This window comes from Rahnella sp. 1L-D-7-B-C2 (assembly GCF_057290995.1).
In genome coordinates this window covers 107,747-124,667 of record NZ_JBXAVQ010000010.1, presented here as the reverse complement: position 1 = coordinate 124,667, position 16,921 = coordinate 107,747, and the positions used below count along the sequence as shown (strand labels likewise).

15 protein-coding genes are annotated in these 16,921 nt (G+C 54.9%); 11 read left to right on the top strand and 4 right to left on the bottom strand.

Going from position 1 to position 16,921, the window contains the following annotated elements; translation table 11 throughout:
* Nucleotides 1-34 precede the first annotated feature (34 nt).
* Nucleotides 35-3,874, top strand: coding sequence for an AsmA2 domain-containing protein YhdP (gene yhdP, locus AC0Z7K_RS16705; protein WP_485615235.1), 3,840 nt, complete (start codon nt 35-37; stop codon nt 3,872-3,874).
* A 141-nt stretch (nt 3,875-4,015) separates the two neighbouring features.
* A complete protein-coding gene (gene tldD / locus AC0Z7K_RS16700) occupies nt 4,016-5,461 on the top strand; it encodes a metalloprotease TldD (protein ID WP_413530542.1) in 1,446 nt (481 codons plus the stop codon).
* Nucleotides 5,462-5,537: 76 nt separating this feature from the next.
* Here the strand turns inward: tldD and aaeR are convergent, their stop codons facing one another.
* Nucleotides 5,538-6,476: an HTH-type transcriptional activator AaeR gene (aaeR, locus tag AC0Z7K_RS16695; protein WP_485615234.1), complete on the bottom strand. Its 939-nt coding sequence runs from the start codon at nt 6,474-6,476 to the stop codon at nt 5,538-5,540.
* A 281-nt stretch (nt 6,477-6,757) separates the two neighbouring features.
* Between aaeR and aaeX the strand changes: the two genes are divergently transcribed.
* Genes aaeX through aaeB form a run of 3 tightly spaced genes read left to right on the top strand, consistent with a single transcriptional unit; the run spans nt 6,758 to nt 9,875 of the window.
* The gene (aaeX, locus tag AC0Z7K_RS16690; protein WP_013577283.1) at nt 6,758-6,961 is read left to right on the top strand and encodes a p-hydroxybenzoic acid efflux pump operon protein AaeX; all 204 of its coding nucleotides are present in this window, start codon (nt 6,758-6,760) and stop codon (nt 6,959-6,961) included.
* A gap of 7 nt (nt 6,962-6,968) precedes the next feature.
* The gene (gene aaeA, locus AC0Z7K_RS16685; protein ID WP_413530544.1) at nt 6,969-7,904 is read left to right on the top strand and encodes a p-hydroxybenzoic acid efflux pump subunit AaeA; all 936 of its coding nucleotides are present in this window, start codon (nt 6,969-6,971) and stop codon (nt 7,902-7,904) included.
* A 9-nt stretch (nt 7,905-7,913) separates the two neighbouring features.
* The gene (gene aaeB / locus AC0Z7K_RS16680; protein WP_485615233.1) at nt 7,914-9,875 is read left to right on the top strand and encodes a p-hydroxybenzoic acid efflux pump subunit AaeB; all 1,962 of its coding nucleotides are present in this window, start codon (nt 7,914-7,916) and stop codon (nt 9,873-9,875) included.
* A 65-nt stretch (nt 9,876-9,940) separates the two neighbouring features.
* Here the strand turns inward: aaeB and AC0Z7K_RS16675 are convergent, their stop codons facing one another.
* The gene (locus AC0Z7K_RS16675) at nt 9,941-10,522 is read right to left on the bottom strand and encodes a maltose acetyltransferase domain-containing protein (protein WP_413530546.1); all 582 of its coding nucleotides are present in this window, start codon (nt 10,520-10,522) and stop codon (nt 9,941-9,943) included.
* A gap of 182 nt (nt 10,523-10,704) precedes the next feature.
* Between AC0Z7K_RS16675 and AC0Z7K_RS16670 the strand changes: the two genes are divergently transcribed.
* From AC0Z7K_RS16670 to AC0Z7K_RS16660, 3 genes are all read left to right on the top strand, one after another.
* Nucleotides 10,705-12,165: an NAD-dependent succinate-semialdehyde dehydrogenase gene (locus AC0Z7K_RS16670; protein ID WP_485615232.1), complete on the top strand. Its 1,461-nt coding sequence runs from the start codon at nt 10,705-10,707 to the stop codon at nt 12,163-12,165.
* 77 nt (nt 12,166-12,242) lie between these two features.
* On the top strand, nt 12,243-12,689 hold the full coding sequence (locus AC0Z7K_RS16665) for a ribonuclease domain-containing protein (protein WP_485615231.1): 447 nt from the start codon (nt 12,243-12,245) through the stop codon (nt 12,687-12,689).
* Between the two features lie 5 nt (nt 12,690-12,694).
* The gene (locus AC0Z7K_RS16660) at nt 12,695-12,988 is read left to right on the top strand and encodes a barstar family protein (RefSeq protein ID WP_485615245.1); all 294 of its coding nucleotides are present in this window, start codon (nt 12,695-12,697) and stop codon (nt 12,986-12,988) included.
* A 35-nt stretch (nt 12,989-13,023) separates the two neighbouring features.
* On the opposite strand, the gene yjgA is transcribed toward AC0Z7K_RS16660, so the two are convergent.
* Nucleotides 13,024-13,575 (bottom strand): ribosome biogenesis factor YjgA, encoded by a 552-nt coding sequence (yjgA, locus tag AC0Z7K_RS16655; protein WP_112168373.1) that lies wholly within the window; start codon nt 13,573-13,575, stop codon nt 13,024-13,026.
* A gap of 217 nt (nt 13,576-13,792) precedes the next feature.
* On the opposite strand from yjgA, the gene pmbA reads away from it, so the two are divergent.
* The gene (gene pmbA / locus AC0Z7K_RS16650) at nt 13,793-15,133 is read left to right on the top strand and encodes a metalloprotease PmbA (RefSeq protein ID WP_485615230.1); all 1,341 of its coding nucleotides are present in this window, start codon (nt 13,793-13,795) and stop codon (nt 15,131-15,133) included.
* A gap of 173 nt (nt 15,134-15,306) precedes the next feature.
* Nucleotides 15,307-15,693 (top strand): cytochrome b562, encoded by a 387-nt coding sequence (cybC, locus tag AC0Z7K_RS16645; protein ID WP_112168371.1) that lies wholly within the window; start codon nt 15,307-15,309, stop codon nt 15,691-15,693.
* A 56-nt stretch (nt 15,694-15,749) separates the two neighbouring features.
* On the opposite strand, the gene rnk is transcribed toward cybC, so the two are convergent.
* Nucleotides 15,750-16,160, bottom strand: coding sequence for a nucleoside diphosphate kinase regulator (gene rnk, locus AC0Z7K_RS16640; RefSeq protein ID WP_112169163.1), 411 nt, complete (start codon nt 16,158-16,160; stop codon nt 15,750-15,752).
* Between the two features lie 399 nt (nt 16,161-16,559).
* Here rnk and AC0Z7K_RS16635 point away from each other — a divergent pair, with 399 nt between their 5' ends.
* Entirely contained in the window at nt 16,560-16,910 is a 351-nt protein-coding gene (locus AC0Z7K_RS16635; protein WP_413530550.1) for a PRD domain-containing protein, read from the top strand.
* Nucleotides 16,911-16,921: the final 11 nt, after the last annotated feature.

Genomic DNA, 16,921 nt, shown 5'->3' with positions numbered 1-16,921 from the left:
GACCGGTATGGAATGGGGAAACAAGGAGAGAAGTTTGAGGCGACTGCCCGGTATCTTATTAACCACCAGCGCAACCCTTGTTGTGATAGTGGCTTTGGTGATCAGTGGCTTACGCCTGGCGTTGCCTCAGTTGAGCCGTTTCCAGAATCAGCTGGTCGAAAAAGTCGAATCCGTCACCGGCGTGCCGATCGAACTGTCACAGATTAGTGCCAGCTGGAAAACCTTTGGCCCGATCATGGAAGTTCGTGGCCTGCAGGTTACGTTGCCGGATGCCAACCTGAAGGTTCAGCGTATCACGATGGCGCTGGACGTCTGGCAATCGATGCTGCATCTGCGGTGGCAGTTCCGCGATCTCACTTTCTACAATATGCAGTTGGATCTCAACAGTACGCTGGGGGGAGACAACCAGGGCAACGGTCTTAAGCCCAACCGCATCAGCGATATTTTCCTCCGGCAGGTGGACCACTTTGACCTGCGCAACAGTCGTATTTCCTTCCTGACGCCGTCCGGCCCGCGCGCCGAATTCGATATCCCGCAGCTGACGTGGCTGAACACCCACAACCGCCACCGTGCCGAGGGGCAACTAAGTCTGTCGAGTTTCAACGGCCAGCATGGTGTGGTGCAGGTGCGTATGGATCTTAATGATTCCAACGGACTGCTTAACAACGGCAAGATTTACCTCCAGGCCGATGATATCGACATGAAGCCGTGGTTTAGCCGTTGGCTGCGCAACAACACCGGTCTCGAGACGGCTAATTTCAGTCTGGCGGCGTGGCTGACCGTACGCAACGGCGATGTCTATGCCGGTGACGCGCTGCTGAAGTCCGGTTCTGCGACCTGGAAAACCGGTGATGATCTACACCGTCTGGACGTCGATAACCTGACGCTGCATGGAAACCGTCAGGGCAATGGCTGGCAACTCGGTACGCAACAGCTGAACATAAAAACTGACGGGGTCGCCTGGCCGAAAGGTACACTGGAGGCGCTATACCTGCCGGAAAACAACGAATTTCTTGGCCCGTCGCAGGGTGAGGAACTGCGCATTCGCGGCACCCATTTGCAACTGGAACGTCTCGGGCCGGTCATCCCGACCATTTCTTTCCTTACGCCAGCGCTGTTAGAACGCTGGCAGGATCTGAAACCGGCAGGCAGTATCGATCGCCTCGCGCTCGACATTCCGCTTAAACAACCCGAACACACCCGTTTTATCGCCGACTGGCACGACGTCAGCTGGCAGCGCTGGGAATTACTGCCGGGCATTAATCATTTCAACGGCAGCCTGAAAGGCAGCGTGGCCAGCGGTCAGCTGGATGTCAAACTGCAAGACAGCCTGCTGCCTTACGGGGAGATGTTCCGCGCGCCGCTGGATGTGAGTGCGGCAACCGGGTCGTTCAACTGGACGAACGATCAGGATGGGTGGACGTTGTCCGGTAAAGACGTTGACGTCAAAGCCGATGCGCTGTGGGCGAAGGGTGATTTCCACTACGCCCAGCCAGCAAAAGGCGAGCCGTGGCTGAATATTCTGGCCGGTATCCGTCTTTACGACGCCGGGCAGGCGTGGCGTTACTTCCCTGAACATCTGATGGGTAAACATCTGGTGGATTATCTGACTGGCGCCATTAAGGGCGGTCAGGTGGATAACGCTACGCTGACCTTCAACGGCAATCCGCATCACTTCCCGTTCAAAAAGAACGAAGGGCAGTTCCAAGTCTGGGTGCCGCTGCGTCATTCCACATTCGAATTCCAGCCGAAATGGCCAGCGCTAACCGATCTGGATATCGATCTCGATTTCCTCAACGACGGCCTGTTCATGAAGGCTGCGCACACCAAACTGGGCAACGTTGACGGCAATAATGTCGTCGCCAATATTCCTGACTATCTGAAAGAAAAGCTATTCGTCGATGCTGATCTGCGCGGTTCAGGCAAAGATATTGGCGATTACTTCATGAATACACCGCTGCACGATACGCTGGGCGGCGCATTGCAGGAACTGCAAATCAGCGGCGAAGTGAATGGCCGCTTACATCTTGATATTCCACTGGACGGCGAGGAAGTTCGCGCGACCGGTGGCGTGACGCTTAAAGACAACAGCCTGCTGATCAAACCGCTGGAAAGCACCATCAGCCATCTCAGCGGTCAGTTCAGCTATGACAACGGCAACCTGCAAAGCAATCAGTTAACCGGCACCTGGTTCGGACAGCCCATCAACGTAATGTTCAGTACGCAGGAACTGGCCGATGACTTCAAAATTCAGGTCGGTCTGAACGCCAACTGGCAACTGTCGAAATTGCCGGGTCTGCCTGCCGCAGCGGCGAGCAAAATTTCTGGCGGAACGCCGTGGAAAGGTGACGTCAATATCTCCCTGCCGCACAAAGGCACACCAAACTACACCGTGGATGTGAACGCCGATCTGAAAGATGTGAGCAGTCACTTACCTGATCCGCTGAGCAAAAAGGCCGGAAATTCCATGCCATTGCTGGTGAAGGTGAAAGGCGATTTACACAGTTTCAATCTCGAAGGCGTGCTGGCGGGCAAAGACCATTTCAACAGCCGCTGGCTGCTCGGTAAACAGCTGAAACTGGATCGTGCTTCCTGGCAGGCTAATACCAAGAAAACGCCGCCGTTACCCGCCGACAGCAGCCTGACGCTGAACCTGCCGCCGCTCGATGGTGAAAGCTGGCTAGGTTTACTGTCGCCGGATAAAGCCGCGCAAAGCAGCAGTAACGGTAAAAGCGGCAACGGCAAAATGGCCGGATTCAGCTTCCCGCATCAAATCATCCTGACGACACCGGCACTGACGCTTGGCGGGCAGGTGTGGAATGACCTGACGATAAGCTCCACGCAGGGGCGTCAGGGCATGGAGATCAACGCGAAAGGCAAAGAGATTGACGGCACGCTGAACATGAACGACAGCGGTCCGTGGCTGGCGAATCTGCACTATTTGTATTTCAATCCGCAGTGGACGGTGGCCGATGTCGCTGGCAGCGGTAAAGCGGCGACGAACTCAACGGGCAGTGACAAAGTCTCCTTTGCGAACTGGCCTGCGGTGCAGTTGCGCTGCGAAGCCTGCTGGTTCCTCGGTCAGAACTTCCGCAAGGTGAATGCCGATGTTACACCGCAGGGCGATCAGCTGATGCTACGTAACGGCCTGATCGACACCGGCGTGGCGCGCCTGGACGTGCAGGGTGACTGGAAACAGAATGCGCAGGGCGAAAATACCGGCCTGAAAGGCAAGCTGAAAGGCAAAAATATCGATCAGGCGATGTCTTTCTTTGGCGTCACCACACCGCTGAAAGGCGCGCCATTTGACATCAACTTCGACCTGCATTGGAAATCCGTGCCGTGGAAACCGGACGTCAGCACCCTCAACGGCACGCTGAAAAACGAGCTGGGTAAAGGTGAAATCGCCGACGTCGGCGGCGGCCGCGCCGGTCAGTTATTGCGTCTGGTGAGCTTCGACGCATTGCTGCGTAAGCTGCGCCTTGATTTCAGCGACACCTTCGGAGAGGGCTTCTATTTCGATTCCATCAAATCGACCGCATGGATTAAAGATGGCACGCTGCACACCGACGATCTACTGGTCGACGGGCTGGCGGCGGATATCGCCATCACCGGCAAAGTGAATTTTGTGAATCAGCAACTGGATCTCCAGGCCGTGATCGCACCGGAAATTTCCGCTACCGTCGGCGTGGCAACCGCCTTTGTGATAAACCCGGTGGTCGGCGTGGCGGTGTTTGCCGCCAGTAAAGTGCTCGCCCCGCTGTGGAATAAAATTTCGCTGATCCGCTATCAGATAACCGGCACCATCGCGGAGCCGCACATTAATGAAATTCTGCGTAAACCTGTCACCGCACCGAAGGCCGCCGCGCAGTAATGCCATAAGGATGGCGGCAGGCAACCTCGTTCGGGCTGTGTTAGGCTGTTAATAACCCTGTAACAATGGATTGTCCGGTGGGTTGAGGTCATCCCTAAACCTCAGCGCGCCGGATTTTCGTTTAAAAGAGAGTGAACATCTATGAGTCTGGCCTTAGTCAGTGAGCAGTTACTAACTGCCAATAATCTGAGTCATCAGGATCTGTTTTCCGTTTTGGGCCAGTTGTCAGAACGTCGCCTCGATTACGCCGATCTCTTTTTCCAGTCCAGCTTCCATGAAGCCTGGGTGATCGAAGACAGCATCATCAAAGACGGGTCTTACAATATCGATCAGGGCGTCGGTGTGCGCGCCATCAGCGGCGAGAAAACCGGTTTTGCCTACGCCGATCAGATAACGCTGAATGCGCTGAACCAAAGCGCAACGGCGGCGCGCAGCATTGTCCGTGAACAGGGCAACGGCAAAACCCACACGCTGGGCGAAGTGGCCTACAAATCCATGTACTCTGCGTTGGATCCGCTGCAAAGCTTGTCGCGCGAAGCGAAAATTGACCTCCTGCACCGCGTGGATAAAATTGCCCGCGCAGCCGACAAGCGCGTGCAGGAAGTCAGCGCCAGCATCACCGGCGTGTATGAAACCGTGCTGGTTGCGGCGACTGACGGCACGCTGGCGGCGGATATTCGTCCGCTGGTGCGTCTGTCCGTCAGCGTGCTGGTTGAGCAGGATGGTCGCCGTGAGCGTGGCTCCAGCGGCGGCGGTGCGCGCGTCGGGTATGATTACTTCCTCGAAACGGTGAACGGTGAAGTGCGCGCCGAAGCCTTCGCACGCGACGCCGTGCGTATGGCGCTGCTGAACCTGACGGCGGTTGCTGCCCCGGCTGGCGGTATGCCCGTCGTGCTCGGTGCGGGCTGGCCGGGAGTCTTGTTGCATGAAGCAGTCGGTCACGGGCTGGAAGGCGATTTCAACCGTCGCGGCACGTCGGTCTTCAGCGGTCAGATGGGCAAGCTGGTGGCATCAGAACTGTGTACAGTGGTTGATGACGGCACGATGCACGGCCTGCGCGGCTCGCTGGCGATTGATGATGAAGGCGTGCCGGGCCAGTACAATGTGCTGATCGAAAACGGTGTGCTGAAAGGCTACATGCAGGACAAACTGAATGCGCGCCTGATGGGCGTTGCGCCGACCGGTAACGGCCGTCGCGAGTCTTATGCGCATCTGCCTATGCCGCGCATGACCAACACCTACCTGCTGGGCGGGAAATCCACGCCTGAAGACATCATCAGCAGCGTCGAATATGGTCTGTATGCACCGAATTTCGGCGGCGGTCAGGTGGACATCACCTCCGGCAAATTCGTGTTCTCCACGTCCGAAGCCTATCTGATTGAAAAGGGCCGCATCACCAAACCGGTGAAAGGCGCGACGCTGATTGGTTCCGGTATCGAAGCGATGCAGCAGATTTCCATGGTCGGGAACGATCTGGCGCTCGATAAAGGCGTCGGCGTATGCGGTAAAGAAGGCCAGAGCCTGCCGGTCGGCGTCGGCCAGCCAACCCTCAAGCTGGATAATCTGACGGTAGGCGGCACGGCGTAATCCCAAATCTCTTTGTTTTTATCCCTCCCCTTTCACAAGGGGAGGTCAGTTAGGGTTTTGGTTTGTGCTCCACACATCACTCCCACGGCATCCCCTTTTTCCCCTGCCGGTAGCCCTGATACACCTTGCCGACCCGTTTGAAGTAATCCGTCAGATAGTTAATGCAGACCTGCACTTTCAGCGGCAGTTTGTCTTTTTCGGTGTACAGCGCGTAAACCGGGCGCGGATCCGACTGATAGCGGCCAAACAGAATCTCCACGTCTCCGGCGTTAATCTCTTCGATAATCCACATCAGCGGCACGTAGGCAATACCGACACCGGCTTTCAGCCAGCGGATCATCGTCTGCGAATCGTTGGTGACGAAGCGCCCCTGCGGATTGATACGGGTGGTGATACCTTCGGGGGCGATCAGTTCGAATTCACTGTCGGGACGGACGCTGTACTCCAGCCATGAGAAATTCACCATGTCCGCCGGTTTTTCCGGCGTGCCGTGCTGCGCCAGATAACTGCGGGCGGCGCACACCACCATTGGCATCGAACCGAGGCGCGTGGAGAACAGACTGGAATCCTGCAAGGCACCGACGCGGATCACTACGTCTAAGCCGTCGGCGATCAGATCCGGCGCCGGGATGCCGGTGACCAGATTGACGGTCAGGCCGGGGTATTCGCCGAGCATTTCGGCGGTCATCGCAGCAAGAACATTTTGTGCCATTGTTGATGAGCTGCCGATGCGTAACGTTCCGGTGGGTGTGTTGTTAAAGGCGTATAATTGCTCATGCACTTCACGCACGTCATGGAGCATTTTCCGGCAGCCCTGATAATAAATCTTTCCGGCCTCGGTCAGGCCGATACTGCGAGTGCTTCGGTTTAATAATTTGATTTGTAGGTCATTTTCAAGCTTTGAGATCGTCTGGCTGATGGCGGAAACGCTCATGTCGAGGCGTCGCGCCGCGGCGGTAAATGAGCCGCTCTCCACAACCTGAGCGAAAATCGACATGCGTTTTAATCGGTCCATTGTTAACTCTGGCTTAAAAGTGATTTAGATCACACAACGTTGATAACTTGATAATAAGCAGGCTAATATACCCTTCCGGGCGATAAACCTCAGGTTCGAGTTTTCCTGACTGCTTACCTTCGCACACTTCCCTGGCAACCCCACAGTTTCCATCTCTGCCTCCCGTGAATTATTTCTCCGGGTTTGAGAGCTGTTGCCTAAAATAATGAATAATGTGCGCGCGGGATTAACCAGCATTTCTGCCGTCATACTGCCCGTCGTCATAATGTAAGGAATTTTTGATGAGTTTGCTTCCGGTAATGGTGATTTTCGGATTGTCGTTTCCCCCGGTGTTCTTTGAAATACTGCTGGCGCTGGTGGTGTTTTTCCTGCTGCGGCGCATTTTGCAGCCCACGGGAATTTACGATTTTGTCTGGCACCCGGCGTTGTTCAACACAGCTTTGTACTGCTGTCTTTTCTACCTGATCTCCTGCATGTTCGTCTGAGGGCGTTGTGAAAAATTTCTCTATAAAAATAATACGTTATCTAATTACGCTGATTCTTGTCGTTCTGGCTGTCATCGCAATCTTTAAAGCCTGGGCGTTCTACACCGAATCACCGTGGACCCGCGATGCCAAATTTACCGCTGACGTGGTGTCCATCGCACCCGACGTCACCGGTCTTATCACCGATGTGCCGGTCATTGATAACCAGCTGGTGAAGAAGGGGCAAATCCTGTTCAAAATCGATCAGCCGCGTTATCAGCAGGCGCTGGACGAAGCGAGCGCTGACGTCGCGTACTATCAGGCGCTGGCCGCCGAGAAAAAACGCGAAGCCGGTCGCCGTGTGAAACTGGGTGTGCAGGCAATGTCGCAGGAAGAGATCGACCAGGCGAACAACGTGCTGCAAACCGCGCAACATCAGCTGGCGAAAGCCCAGGCTGCGCGCGATCTGGCGGTGCTTGATCTCCAGCGCACCGTGGTTGTTGCCCCTGCTGATGGCTGGGTGACCAACCTCACCGTGCATCCGGGTAACTACATCAACCGCGGTTCGACCGCCGTTGCGCTGGTGAAGAAAAACTCCTTCTATATTCTTGCCTATCTGGAAGAAACCAAACTTTCCGGTCTGAGCAAAGGCGACCGCGTGGAAATCACGCCGCTTGGCAGTAATCGCATCATGCACGGCACGGTCGACAGCGTCGCGGCAGCGGTGACCAACAGTTCATCCTCTGCGGCAACCAACGGGCTGGCGACTATCGACAGCAACCTCGAATGGGTACGTCTGGCGCAGCGTGTGCCGGTCAAAATTGTTCTTGATGATGCCGATCAGCAGCATCCGTATCCGGCAGGCACCACGGCCACCGTCGTGATTACCGGCAGTCACGATCGTCAGCAGAATGACGGTTCTCCGTTCCGCCGATTGTTGCACCGTCTGAGAGAGTTTGGCTAAGGCCGGAAAATGAATAATAGTGTCCTGATCCCTCGCATCCGTTTTGCGTGTAAGCTGACGTTCGCGATCCTCGGCGCGCTGGTGCTCGGGTTCTATCTGCAACTCGAAACCCCGCGCTGGTCTGCCATGACCGCCGCCATCGTGACCTCCGGCCCTGCGCTGGCGGCCGGTGGCGAGCCGTTTGCCGGTGCCATCCGTCACCGTGGTTTTCTGCGCGTTATCGGCACCTTTATTGGCTGTCTGGCCGCGCTGGTGATAGTGATCGCCACGGCGCGTGCACCGGTGGTGATGCTGCTCCTGTGCTGTATCTGGGCGGGCGTCTGTACCTGGTGGTCTTCGCTGGTTCGCGTCGAGAACTCCTATGCGCTCGGTCTGGCCGGTTACACCGCGCTGATTATCGTCGTCACTTCCGCCGCCACGCCGCTGCAAACGCCGCAGTTTGCGGTAGAGCGTTGCAGTGAAATTGTCCTCGGGATTTGTTGTGCAATCGTCGCTGACCTGTTGTTTTCTCCCCGTTCTATCAAAAAAGATATCGACCGCGCCGTCAGTCAGTTGATGCTCGATCAGTTCGCGCTGATGCGAATTTGCGTGAATAACGCGTCGAAGGAAGATATTGATAAATCGTGGAATAATCTGGTGAAAAGCACCACGGCGCTGAACGGTATGCGCAGCAGTCTGATGATGGAATCATCGCGCTGGCAGCGCTGTAACCGGCGTCTGAAAGCGCTGCACAGTACCTCGCTGAGCATGATTACGCAGGCCTGTGAAACGTATCTGATCTTGCAAACCTCGCCGGAAAGATTGTCTCCCGAACTGAAAGCGATGTTCGATGAACCGGCGGAAACCGTCACGGAGGTACATCGCCGGCTGAAGCTGTTGCGGCAGGTCATTACCGGTTCTCATAGCGATAACGTCCTGATGACCATCAGCGCCTGGGCCGGTGCGGGCACCCGTGCGCTGTTGCTGATGAAAGGCGTTCACACTAACAGCAGCATCAGCAGTATCGAAAGCGGCGTGCTGGACAGCGAAGTGGTGGTGCGTCCGGCCTCGGCAGAACGCCATCACGCGCTGATTAACGGCCTGCGCACCTTTACTGCGACCGCCATCGGGTGCCTGATGTGGTTGTGGACCGGCTGGACGTCGGGCAGCGGCTGCGTGGTGATTATTGCCGTTGTGACCTCGCTGGCGATGCGCACACCTAACCCGAAGGGCATGGCGATGGACTTTATCGTCGGTATGCTGCTGGCGATCCCTGTCGGTTCGATGATGTTTATGCTGATTATGCCCGCGACGCAGCAAAGTTTGTTCCTGCTGTGTCTTTCACTGGGGATTTTCACCTTCTTCATTGGTATTGAAGTGACTAAGCGTCGCCTCGGTATGCTCGGGCTGCTGGCGGGAACCATCAATATTCTGGTTCTGAGTAACCCGATGAAATTTAATGTGACCTCGTTTTTGGATAACGCCACGGGTCAGGCGATTGGAACCGTAATTGCCATGACGGTATTACTGGTGGTGCGTGATAAATCGCGCGAGAAAACCGGTCGCACCCTGCTTAACCGCTTTATGAGCAGCGCCGTTTCCGCGCTGACCACCAAAGCCTATCGCCGCCGCGAGAACCATCTGCCTGCGTTATACCATCAGCTGAATCAGTTGCTGGTGATGTTTCCGAACGACATCGGCAAATATCGCCTGGCGCTGATGCTGATTATCGCGCATCAGCGGATGAAGCTGGCGGAAGTGCCGGTAAACGACGAGCTGTCGGCATTCCATAAGAAAATCCGCAATACGGCTGACCACGTAGTGTCAGCGTCGGGCGAAGGAAAGCGAACGTATTATTATCAACGTTTGCTAAGCGAGCTCGGGGAGTATCAGGAAAAACTGGTGGAATACGATGCGCCGCTGAAAGTCACCGAACCGGTGCGCCGCCTGACCGACATGCTACATCGTTATCAGCATTCCTTTGTGGTGTAAGCGAATAAAATACAAGGCCGTTGCTGCAAAGCACCGGCCTTTTTCTTTTGCGCTTACTTTAGCTTTTACTTCGTAAACGCCTTGCGATCTTCCGGCCCGATGGTCCGCATAACGCGGCACGGTACGCCCACCGCGACGACATTTTCCGGAATAGAAGTTGTGACCACGCTGCCTGCGCCAATTACGCTGTTACGGCCAATCGTTACGCCTGGATTCACTATTACGCCCGCGCCCAGCCAGACGTTATCTTCAATCACGATGGGCAGGGAGAACTGTTGTCCGGTGATGCGGATGTCCGGATCGATTGGATGCCCGGCGGTGGCGAGGGTCACGTTCGGCGCAATCATCACGTTATCGCCGATGGTTACCGTGGCGTCATCCACCAGCGTGAGGTTGAAGTTGGCGTAGAAGTTCTTGCCGATGTGGGTATGCGTGCCGTAAGCCACGCGCAGTGGCGGTTCAATCCAGCCATTCTCGCCGATGCTGCCCATCATGTCTTTGAGCATCCGCTGGCGCTTTTCTTCTTCCGAGGGGCGGGTCAGGTTGTAATCGTACACCCGTTCTTTCCCTGCACGGCGCTCTTCCGGCAGCCCTTCGCCCATGTCCGTATACAGCTCGCCGATATTCATTTTTATGCGTGTCGACATCCCTTTTCCTTAATCATTAAGCCAGTGATAACTCAGTTTACTCACCAGCTTTGTGGTTGTGAACGTGTGACATTCCACTTTGCGAGCTGTGTCTCTCAGTGCTGTCTGAGAGACGCTTCCTCCTGAGCCGCTATACTTATTTCTATTCATTGCTTTAAACGGTATACGTCAGGAGGATTTACATGTCTGCCCACCTTAAGAAACTGTCCGCACATCCTTTATTTAAGACCGGTTATTTCACCGGCGGTAAATGGCATGAAGCCAAAACCACGTTTGATGTGCTGGATCCGGCCACCGGAGATGTGGTGGCGAAAGTGGCGAAAGCGGGGAAAGCTGAAACCGAAGCGGCGATTAAAGCGGCCAGCGATGCCTTTCCTGCGTGGCGCAAAACCACCGCCAAAGCACGTTCTGAAATTTTACACCGCTGGTATGAGCTGATGCTGGAGAACAAACAGTTTCTCGGCGAGCTGATGGTGGCGGAGCAGGGCAAACCGCTGAAAGAAGCGCTGGGCGAGGTCGATTACGCCGCCAGCTATCTGCAATGGTTCAGCGAAGAAGCTAAGCGAGCGAACGGCGAAATCATTCCGCCAGCAAAAGCGGGTTCCCGCATTTTTGCCACCCGCGAACCTGTCGGTGTGGTCGCGGCGATCACCCCGTGGAATTTCCCGCTGGCGATGCTGACCCGCAAACTCGGCCCGGCGCTGGCTGCGGGCTGTACCGGCCTTATCAAACCGGCCAATAACACGCCGCTTTCGGCCTTCGCGCTGTTGCAACTGGCAAAAGACGCCGGTGTGCCGGATGGCGTGATCAACGGCGTGGCCGGTGATACACATGCCATCAGCGACGCAATTATGTCCAGCGACAAAGTGCGTAAAGTCTCCTTCACGGGGTCGACGGAGGTTGGTAAAACGCTGGTGCGTAATAGCGCCGACACCATGAAAAAAGTGTCGATGGAGCTCGGCGGCAACGCGCCGTATATCGTATTTGATGATGCCGATCTCGACGCCGCCGTCAAAGGCGCGATCACCTGTAAATTCCGTAATACCGGACAGGTATGCGTGTGCATCAACCGCATTTACGTGCAGGACGGCGTTTACGATGCGTTCGTTTCCCGTCTGGTGGAGGAAGTGCGCAAGCTGAAAGTCGGCAATGGCATGGACGACGGTGTGATTGTCGGGCCGCTGATCGACATCAAAGGGCTGGAGAAAGTGGAAGATCACGTCAAAGACGCGCTGGAGAAAGGCGGACGACTGATGGAAGGCGGCGAGCGTCACAAGCTCGGCGGCAACTTCTTCCAGCCGACGGTGATTGCCGATTCCACCGACGATATGAAAGTCGCCCACGAAGAAACCTTCGGCCCGCTGGCGGCCTGCTTCCGTTTCAAAACGGAAGAGGAAGTTATTCAGCGCGCCAATGATACTCCGTTCGGGCTGGCTGCCTATTTCTACAGCCAGAACCTGCAACGCGTTTTCCGCGTCGCGGATGCAATTGAGAGCGGCATGATCGGCGTGAATGAATGTGCGATTTCCAACGAAGCCGCGCCGTTTGGTGGGGTGAAAGAGTCCGGCCTGGGGCGCGAAGGGTCGGTTCTGGGACTGGAAGAGTATTTACAGGTGAAAACGTTACATTTAGGAAATCTATAAGTCGCCTTTTCAGAAAGCGGATTTTAGGAAACAATAAAGAGGAACACATCATTTCCGGCTATGCACAAAGGACGTCAATGAAGGTATTTTACGGGCTGCGGCGCACGCTGATGGTGGTCGCCGCCGTGATTCTGGGGCTGTCCGGCGTCGCCGGGCAGGTTGTCGCGAAAACGACATACAACTCTGGCACCATCGTATCGGGCACCGATGAGAAAACGGTAGTCAGCTATTTGCGCCAGAATCACCGGTTACCTGACAACTACATCACCAAGAAAAAAGCGCGTGAAGCGGGCTGGGATGCACGTTCCGGTAATCTTTGCGACGTGCTGGCGGGAAAAGCCATTGGCGGCGACCGTTTCTCGAACCGGGAAGGGCGCTTACCGACAGCGTATAAACGGGTCTGGCGTGAGGCGGATATCAACTATCGCTGCGGACGTCGCGGCGCTGACCGCGTGCTGTTTGCCAGCGACGGGCTGATTTACGTCAGCCGTGACCATTATCAGAATTTTGTTCGGGTGGAGTAATGTCGATGAATAAAGTGAGCTTCGATTTTAATCACATCCCGGATTTACCGGCATTCTATGCCGAATTTGTCCGTCAGTTTTCACTGACTGACAGCTTTGGCGCGAATCTGGATGCACTTTGGGATGAAGTCACGGGCGGGATTGCGCTGCCGGTGGAGATAGATTTTGTCAATCTGACTGCCAGCCGTAAGCGGCGTTTCGGCGCACTGATTTTGCTGTTTGAAGAGGCAGAAGAAGAGCTGGAAGGCGAGCTGCGTCTGAACCTGCTGGAGAAACCTGTCGCGAAAGCGAAAGGCTGAAAACAAAAAACCCGCCTTTCAGCGGGTTTTGTTTTTTATTCCTGGGCCTGAGCCAGTTCGCGCAGATACTGGAAAATCTGGCGGTAAGATTTCGGCGGTTTGTTAGTCGCTTTCTCTTTCTGCGCGTTGCGGATTAATGCGCGCAGCTGCTGGCGGTCGGCTTCCGGATACAGCTCCAGCACCGTTGGCACTGCTTCATCGCCTTCTTCGACCAGACGGTCACGCAGCATTTCCAGTTTGTGGAACAGCGAAACCTGCTGGTTGTGGCGGTTTTTGAGCTTGTCGAGCGCGGTTTCAATCGGCTCCACATCGCGCGAACGCAGCATTTTACCGATCAGCTGTAACTGGCGGCGACGGCCTTCTTTTTTGATTTTCTGAGCTAAATCGATGGCCGCGCGCAGATCTTCATCCAGCGGCAGTTTATCGAGCGAGTTTTTACCCAGATCCACCATTTCTGCACCGAGATCTTTCAGCGCCTCGGCGTCACGTTTGATTTCACTTTTACTGACCCAGATGATCTCATCATCTTCTTCGTTCTCATTATTCTCGGGAACGTCATCGAGCCAGTCGTCAATTTTCTTTGTCATGGGCGCTTCCTCTTATCGAGGTAATCCTGTCAGTTTGATTGTGCTTTATTGCTTCGGCGGCATTATGCCACAGAGATGGCTATTCTGTTGCAACTTCGGTCTTAACAACGCCGCACGCTATGCGAAATTATGGCGAGTCTCTGTTAGACTCAAAAGGATAAGTATCTGTGTTTCAGTGTAGAACAATCCCTTTTATCTCATAAGCGATGGCATGCCGATGAACGTAGTGAATCAAGTTGCGCAGCAGCGTAAAACCCTCGAACAGGCCGTATCTCAGGCATTAGAACTGGCGAAAGCCGGTTCAGACGCCGCAGAAGTGGCGGTCAGCAAAACCACCGGTATCGGCGTCAGTACACGTTTTGGTGAAGTCGAGAACGTTGAATTCAACAGCGATGGCGCGCTGGGCATCACCGTTTACTATCAAAACCGCAAAGGCAGCGCGTCTTCCACCGATTTAAGCCCGGACGCGATCTCCCGCACCGTGCAGGCCGCGCTGGACATCGCCCGTTATACCTCGCCGGATCCGTTTGCCGGTGTAGCGGATAAAGAGATGCTGGCCTTCGATGCACCGGATCTGGATTTATTCCATCCGGAAGAGCTGGATCCGGATCGCAGCATTGAGCTGGCAGCACGCGCTGAACAGGCCGCGCTGAAAGCGGACAAGCGCATCACTAACACCGAAGGTGGCAGCTTTAACAGCCATTACGGCATCCGCGTTTTCGGTAACAGCCACGGCATGCTGCAAAGTTATTGCTCAACGCGCCACTCGATTTCCGCCTCAGTCATCGCCGAACACGAAGGCGACATGGAACGTGATTACGCCTATTCCATCGCCCGTAAAATGAGCGATCTGAAAGACCCGGAATGGGTTGGCGCAGAGTGCGCACGCCGCACGTTGTCCCGTCTCGCACCGCGAAAATTACCCACCATGCACGCACCGGTGCTGTTCGCTGCTGAAGTAGCGACCGGCCTATTTGGCCATCTGGTAGGTGCGATCAGCGGCGGCAGCATCTACCGTAAATCCTCCTTCCTGCTCGACAGCCTTGGCGAACAGATCCTGCCAGAGTGGCTGACCATCGAAGAACATCCGCATCTGTTGCAGGGGCTGGCCTCGACGCCGTTCGACAGCGAAGGTGTGCGCACCCAGCGTCGCGACATCGTAAAAGCGGGCGTGCTGCAAACCTGGCTGATGACATGCTATTCCGCGCGCAAGCTCGGTCTGCAAACCACCGGGCACGCAGGCGGCATCCATAACTGGCGCATCGCCGGTCAGGGTGACGACTTCGCCGGTATGTTGCGTAAGCTGGACAAAGGCCTGGTGGTGACGGAACTGATGGGGCAGGGCGTCAGCGGCGTTACCGGCGACTACTCCCGCGGTGCGGCAGGTTTCTGGGTCGAGAACGGTGAAATCCAGTATCCGGTGAGTGAAATCACCATCGCCGGTAACCTGAAAGACATGTGGCGCGATATGGTCGCCATCGGCAGCGATATCGAAACCCGCAGCAATATCCAGTGTGGTTCCGTATTATTGCCTTCGATGAAAATCGCCGGCGAATAATCTCTCCCCGCAGCGGTCGCCCGATCGCTGCTGTTCTTCTCCTTCATTCCGCTCATCAATGCTTATTTACAAAAAAAGTCGTTCCACTTTGCCCTCTCTCGGCCTATTTTTATAAAGCCTTACAAGCAATGTCGTTTTAAATAATAAATTTATAACAATAGAGAGAATCGCTCATGCGTAAACATCTGATGGCGTTAGCAGTAGTGGCCTTATTAGGAAGCAGTACGGTCGCACTGGCGGCGGATTTAGAAACAGACATGGACACGATTGCCGATAACTACGGCAAAGTGTTGAAAACCAACGATCAGGCGGAACTGACCACCGGTCTGGCGAACATGAAAGCGGCAGCAGAAGATGCTAAGAAGGCGACCCCACCAAAGCTGAAAGGCAAAGCGCCAGACAGCCCTGAGATGAAGGACTACCACAAAGGGCTCGATACGCTGATCGGACAAATTGATTCGGCTGCCGCTTTAGCTAAAGCGGGCAAAGTGGATGAAGCGAAGAAAGAAGCTGAAGGGTTTAAGGCGACAAGGAATGAGAACCATAAGAAGTTTAAGTAAATGACGCCTGCCTTGCTCCTTTCCCTCCCCTTCGCAGGGGAGGGATTTAACGGACTTTAACGTCGCAGTTCCCCCGCTGCCTCCGGCTGGAACAACAACTCCAGCACCTCGATCCGGCTGTCTTCGCCGTTCGGCATCTTCCACGTGATACTTCCACCCACGCGTAAGCCCAGCAACGCTGCACCAAGCGGCGCCATCACGGATAACTGCTCGTTACTGTCTTTCAGCGCCGCCGGATACACCAGCGTGCGGATATGTTCTTCGCCCTCTTTACCTTCTGTAAAGCGCACCTTGCTGTTCATCGTGACCACGTCGGCGGGCATGTCTTCTGGCGGCAAAATCTCTGCGCGATCCAACTCTTCATTCAGGGCATCTGCGACCGGGCTGTTGGCATAGGCAGGCTGCGCCAGCAGGGTGTCCAGGCGTTCTGCGTCAAGTTCGCTGATGGTCAGTGTCGGTTTGCTCATAACATTCTCCAGGATTCCTTTTGCATCACCCGCTTTGTGCGGATGGGTTGCCAGTAGGCAAAAAATAACACCCCCGCGGATAAGCGCAGGGGTGTGAGTAATTTGCGGGTGTTCTTTGATACTAGGCACTCTTAAGCGGAAATGAAAGGGATGTGATGGAAATATTCCGCATTGCGAAAATTCCGATTACCAGTGAAATACGCTGCTACAGACGGTAATACTCAGTGATATGACGACTTAACTTTTCGTTTTGCGAATCGGATCCGCTCAGCTCATTGTATTTCCACTTCGAACTGGAAAAAGACGGTCTACACAGGAAATCTCCCTGGGGTTAGGGTAAAGACAGACGAAATAAACGGCTGAAATTAGTGAGTCAGGCAAGGAGAGAGGTAATCGCGAGTGAATAACGCAAGCGCATCTGTGAATGGGGCCGGGCAACGTGAATTTAAAGACGCTGCGGCAACCACAGAGCAAATTTTAAAAGATATTCAGGCCATGCAAAGTGCAAAGAATATCTACACCACCGATGTTCAGTTGCAGATGTTAACGTCACACGTTAAAGCCATGGTGTTGCGATCCATTACCGGTGAGCCGTTACCTGAAGTCGAAAAAGAATTATTTGATGAAATCTCTGATGACTCCATGAAAATGGCAGAAGAGGTGATCGGCTGGTTAGGAAATTTACCGATCGAAGAAGCGTATCTGCTCTCGGTGCATTTCGAAGTCGCACGCGACAACGAGCCAAAATAAATTTTACAGAA

Coding starts and splice junctions, on each gene's coding strand:
- tldD (WP_413530542.1), top strand. CDS start 4,016: ATGAGTCTGGCCTTAGTCAGTGAGCAGTTACTAACTGCCAATAATCTG.
- aaeR (WP_485615234.1), bottom strand. CDS start 6,476: ATGGACCGATTAAAACGCATGTCGATTTTCGCTCAGGTTGTGGAGAGC.
- aaeX (WP_013577283.1), top strand. CDS start 6,758: ATGAGTTTGCTTCCGGTAATGGTGATTTTCGGATTGTCGTTTCCCCCG.
- aaeB (WP_485615233.1), top strand. CDS start 7,914: ATGAATAATAGTGTCCTGATCCCTCGCATCCGTTTTGCGTGTAAGCTG.
- AC0Z7K_RS16675 (WP_413530546.1), bottom strand. CDS start 10,522: ATGTCGACACGCATAAAAATGAATATCGGCGAGCTGTATACGGACATG.
- AC0Z7K_RS16670 (WP_485615232.1), top strand. CDS start 10,705: ATGTCTGCCCACCTTAAGAAACTGTCCGCACATCCTTTATTTAAGACC.
- AC0Z7K_RS16665 (WP_485615231.1), top strand. CDS start 12,243: ATGAAGGTATTTTACGGGCTGCGGCGCACGCTGATGGTGGTCGCCGCC.
- AC0Z7K_RS16660 (WP_485615245.1), top strand. CDS start 12,695: ATGAATAAAGTGAGCTTCGATTTTAATCACATCCCGGATTTACCGGCA.
- yjgA (WP_112168373.1), bottom strand. CDS start 13,575: ATGACAAAGAAAATTGACGACTGGCTCGATGACGTTCCCGAGAATAAT.
- pmbA (WP_485615230.1), top strand. CDS start 13,793: ATGAACGTAGTGAATCAAGTTGCGCAGCAGCGTAAAACCCTCGAACAG.
- cybC (WP_112168371.1), top strand. CDS start 15,307: ATGCGTAAACATCTGATGGCGTTAGCAGTAGTGGCCTTATTAGGAAGC.
- rnk (WP_112169163.1), bottom strand. CDS start 16,160: ATGAGCAAACCGACACTGACCATCAGCGAACTTGACGCAGAACGCCTG.